General features: G+C 64.8%; 4 protein-coding genes. All 4 read right to left on the bottom strand.

The window, feature by feature from the left end:
• Nucleotides 1-555 precede the first annotated feature (555 nt).
• The gene (locus tag VTU_RS0105050; RefSeq protein WP_040892074.1) at nt 556-1,443 is read right to left on the bottom strand and encodes an aldose 1-epimerase; all 888 of its coding nucleotides are present in this window, start codon (nt 1,441-1,443) and stop codon (nt 556-558) included.
• A gap of 2 nt (nt 1,444-1,445) precedes the next feature.
• Nucleotides 1,446-2,228 (bottom strand): SDR family oxidoreductase, encoded by a 783-nt coding sequence (locus VTU_RS0105045; RefSeq protein ID WP_029554124.1) that lies wholly within the window; start codon nt 2,226-2,228, stop codon nt 1,446-1,448.
• Between the two features lie 22 nt (nt 2,229-2,250).
• On the bottom strand, nt 2,251-3,096 hold the full coding sequence (locus VTU_RS0105040; RefSeq protein ID WP_010101453.1) for an ATP-binding cassette domain-containing protein: 846 nt from the start codon (nt 3,094-3,096) through the stop codon (nt 2,251-2,253).
• A partial coding sequence (locus VTU_RS0105035; RefSeq protein ID WP_010101452.1) for an ABC transporter permease occupies nt 3,093-3,921 on the bottom strand: 829 nt, incomplete at its 5' end. The genes VTU_RS0105035 and VTU_RS0105040, both read right to left, overlap by 4 nt.

Here is a 3,921-nt window from a genome sequence, read left to right as displayed (position 1 = left end):
CGGTGGTGGTCTCGCCGGCCTTGAGGGTGCGGTCGTCGATGTCGATGCGTAGCAGCCAGGGCGCCGTGCGGTCTCTGAAAACGTAGGTAGGGGGCATTCTCATGGTGCTTTCTCCTTCTGGGTTGGTTTGGGTTGCTGAACTCCGCCTTGGCACCGCCTATCCCCCATGGACGGGGCGCCGGTGATCTTGAGGTTGAGGGGTTGGCGCGCGCGGTGCTGCCCGGGGGCATGGTCCCGCGCCGCAGCGGGGCCCGCCCGCCGGGTCAGTCGGGTGATTCGTCGAATGCCGGAATGTCCAGCGCTGCGCCAACATGGTCTCGAGCAATTGCTTTGCTTATCGAGACACATTAACACATTCCAAAACCGCTGAAATGTAACAGGAAATCAGCGGCGTCTGCTCACTTTTCCTGCATGGCTGCGGTGCAGCGGCCCATTCCGGCGTTGCCTGGTGTCAAGCCAAGAATCTTTGCCGGGCCGTCGCAACGGGTGTTGCATCAAGTTGCGGATTACGGCCTGCGGCGAGGGGTTGGGTAGTTACCATCCGATACACAAAACTCATTCGGCCATGGCGCTGAATCGGCTTGACAGACGCAGGCAATCCCCTTCATTCAGCACGACGAGCCCCGCTTGCGTCGGGGACGCCGTGTTGTGCGCGTCCACGTCGTGCGACACCGGCTCGAAACAGAAGAAATTCGCATCGGCACCCGGGGAGTAGAAGATGAAGCGGGTCAAGGGGGCGTCGGCGCGCACCTCGAGCGCGACGCCGCGCCGGGGCCAAACGATCTTGGCCTGGCCATTCCAGCCCGTGTAGAGCGTGTTCACGAACTCCGGGGGCAGCGCGCGCAGCGTCCGGAAGCTCCTGGGATCGTCGTCTGCCAAGGCATTCCAGCGGGTCGGCAGATGCAGGGCGTTCCCGGACCACCATCCCTGCGCTGCCGACTCCAGTTGCACATCCGGGTCGCGCAGGAACCAGGGGTGGAAGCCGCCGCCGTAGGGCATCGGGTCCTTGCCGCAATGGGTCATTGCCAGCGTGGCGTGCAGTGAGGGTCCATCGAGACGCCAATCGATCTGCGCGTCGTAGGCAAGGGGCGGGGTCTGGCGCGAGCGCAGTTGCAGCCTGGCGTGCGTGCTGCTCTGTTCGGTGAGCGTCCAGGCCTGCTGCCATGCGTCGCCGTGCAGCGGGAAGGGCTCGTCTGCCACATTGGTTTGCAGCGGGTAACGCCGGCCATTCCACTCGAAGCCACCGTTGCTGATGCGGTTGCTGAACGGCGCCAACAGGAACAGCGCCAAATCGCGCTCATTGCGCAACTCGCCGACGAGGGGGCGAAATACCGGCAGGCGGTTGCCACGCCAGCGCAAATCAAAACTCGCCAGGCCCGCACCGTGCTGCGGCAACACCACGGCGCAAGCCTGGCTGTTTTCGAGAACTACGGGACTTTGCATGCTCACCACCCTCCGTCCAGGGACAGGATTTGACCGGTCAGAAAACCCGACTGCCCGCTTGCCAGGAACGCGACGAGGTCGGCAACGTCCTGCGGCTGGCCGCGGCGCTTGAGCGACTGATTCTCCAGCACCCAATCGTTGTACTCCTGCAGCTTGTCGCCAAACACCCGCTGCTCGGCGTCGGACACGATGGCCCCGGGGCTCACCGCGTTCACGGTGATGCCAAAGGGCCCAAGGGCTCTGGCAAGGGTCTTGGTTTGCCCGAGCATGGCCCCCTTCGACGCCACGTAGGGGACGTACTTTTCCCAGCGCCCGTTGAGCGTCAGGCTGCAGAAGTTGATGATCCGCCCCCAGCGCTTGGCTTTCATTCCCGGAGCCAGCGCCTGCGTCAGGGCAAAACCCGCGGTGCTGTTCACCTGCATCACTTCCTCGTATTCGGCGAGCGAAAACTCCTCGAACGGCTTGTGCGTAATCAGCGCGGCGTTATTGATCAGAATGTCGAAGCCTCCCAGCCCACGCCCGAGTTCCGACACCGCCGTTTGCGCGCCAGCCGTATCCCGCAGATCGAGCGCAACAAAGTGCACGCGCCCCATGCGCTCGCCCGCTTCCTGATTCAGCTCTGCGGCAAACGCCTCGCCGCGCGGCGAGGGCAGGTCCAGAACGTGCACGTCGGCGCCGTCGGCACGCAGTCTGCGCGCCTGCGCCTGCCCCAGGCTGCCCAGTCCGCCGGTGAGCAAAACGCGCCGTGACGCAAGGGGTGGGGCGGGAGATGGAGGCGTGTTCATCGGTGCGTCCTGTATTCGGATGTCAGAGCAGATCCTGGACCTCGTCCATGGTGATTGCGTGCACGGGGCGATCGGCGACCACCTGACCGCGCGACATGACCACGATGCGGTCGCAGGTCTGAAAGACATGGTGCAGGTTGTGGCTGATGAAAATGCCGGTCATGTTTTGCGCTGGCAACCCCTTGACGAAGTCGATGACCTTGTTCGTCTCGCGCACGGAGAGGTGATTCGTCGGCTCGTCGAGAATGAGCACCCGGGTCTTGAAATGCATCGCGCGCGCGATCGCCACGCCCTGCCGCTGACCGCCCGAGAGTTCGCCGACCAGCGCATCCGGTGAGCGCAGGTGCAAATCGACGGCGGCGATCGCGGCAACCGCTTCCCGCTCCATGCGCTGCCGGTCCAGCCAGCCGCAGTTGCCGATACGCCATTTCAGCGGCTCACGACCGAGAAAGATATTCCGGGCAATGCCCATGCACGGAACCATGGAGTTGTACTGGTGGATGGTTTCTATCCCCAGGCGCATGGCGTCTTTCGGGGACCGGATGTTCACCCGCTGGCCCAGGAATTCGATGGTTCCGGCGTCCGGATGGTGCGCGCCGGAAAGGATCTTGATCAGGGTTGACTTGCCGGCGCCGTTGTCGCCGAGCAGGCCGATGACCTGCCGTGGCTGGATGTCCAGGCTGACGTCGCGCAGTGCGTGCACCCCCGAGTACCACTTGTGCAATCCGCAGCAGCGGATGAGCACGTCTGCGCCGGCCCCTTGCGCCGTCTGCGCCCCGGCCTTCCCTTGGCTGTCGGGCGCAGCGCCTTGCGCGGCCCGCTCGACAGGGGTCGAACCGTCGGCGACCTCGAATGAAACGGAGCTCATGTTTCCACCTTCATCTTTCTGGCCATGTCGCGCAGATGGCTGTTGGCAATGACCGCGCAAATGGTCAGCGCGCCGATGGCGAACTTGAACCAGTTGGCATCCACGCCCGAGACCACCATGCCGTTGTCGATGGCGCGAATGAGCAGCACGCCGATGACTGCGCCGAGCACCGTCCCGATCCCTCCGCCAAGGGCGGTTCCCCCGATCACCGCCGCCGCCACGGCCTGCAGTTCCAGGCCGTCGCCCAGGGAGGGCAGCGGGGAGCCCAGCCGCATGACCTGCAGCATGCCGGCAAAGCCGGCCAGCACCGCGCAGAGCACGAAGCAGCTGAGCTTCACCCGGTCGGTGCGAATGCCGATGGCTTGCGCGGCTTCCGGCATGCCGCCGGTCGCGCGAATCCAGTTGCCGTAGTTCGACACCCCCAGCACCAGCGCGATGAGCGTGCACAGGCCGAGGAACCAGAACATCGACAAGCGCAGCGGTCCGAGCATGTCGGTGAACAACCAGGTCGGGGCGTCGTCGGGAAAGGGCGGCGGAAAGCCGCCGGAAATGACGATCGTCAGGCTGCGCACGATGAACAGCATGCCCAGCGTCGTGATGAACGAAGGGATGCGAAAACGCAGCGTCAGCCAACCGTTGACGTACCCGATCGCGGCGCAGCACAGCAGCGCCAAGGGCATGGACGCGGCCATCGGCCAACCGCGTGTGGCCAGGACGCAGGAGAGCATGGAGCCGAAGGCGAACACCGAGCCCACCGAGAGGTCGAATTCACCCGCGATCATCAGGACCGCTGCGCCCACCGCGACCAGGCCGATCTCCGGAACG

Origin of the sequence: Verminephrobacter aporrectodeae subsp. tuberculatae At4, assembly GCF_000193225.1 — a bacterium.
Lineage (GTDB): Bacteria > Pseudomonadota > Gammaproteobacteria > Burkholderiales > Burkholderiaceae_C > Acidovorax > Acidovorax aporrectodeae.
This window is presented reverse-complemented; position numbering and strand designations above follow the sequence as displayed.

Coding starts and splice junctions, on each gene's coding strand:
- VTU_RS0105045 (WP_029554124.1), bottom strand. CDS start 2,228: ATGAACACGCCTCCATCTCCCGCCCCACCCCTTGCGTCACGGCGCGTT.
- VTU_RS0105050 (WP_040892074.1), bottom strand. CDS start 1,443: ATGCAAAGTCCCGTAGTTCTCGAAAACAGCCAGGCTTGCGCCGTGGTG.
- VTU_RS0105040 (WP_010101453.1), bottom strand. CDS start 3,096: ATGAGCTCCGTTTCATTCGAGGTCGCCGACGGTTCGACCCCTGTCGAG.